Source organism: Cupriavidus sp. SIMBA_020 (genome assembly GCF_046535395.1).
GTDB classification, from domain to species: domain Bacteria; phylum Pseudomonadota; class Gammaproteobacteria; order Burkholderiales; family Burkholderiaceae; genus Cupriavidus; species Cupriavidus campinensis.
Genome location: NZ_JAWRWU010001579.1, coordinates 1 through 239, shown reverse-complemented (window position 1 = coordinate 239; position 239 = coordinate 1). Strand labels below are relative to the sequence as shown.

Annotated in this window: 1 protein-coding gene; it reads right to left on the bottom strand. The window is 66.1% G+C overall.

Annotated features, from left to right (window positions below):
• The coding region (locus SB751_RS34925) for an ATP-binding cassette domain-containing protein (protein WP_410749603.1) at window positions 1-239 on the bottom strand (239 nt) is incomplete at both ends.

The following is a 239-nucleotide window of genomic DNA, read 5'->3' as shown; positions in this document are numbered from 1 at the left end:
CCAGCCGCCTTTGCCATCCAGATCCAGCCGGTGGGTATGGAACGCATCGAGCGTGCTGCGATGGCCGACGCTGACCAGCATGGCGTCAGGCAGTTGCTCGCGCAGCAAGCCGTACAGCATGTGTTCCAGCCCTTCGTCGGTGGCCGAGGTGGCCTCGTCCAGGAACACGATGGCGGGCCGGTTGAACAGCACGCGGGCAAACGCCACGCGCTGCTGTTCGCCGATCGAGAGGATGCGCG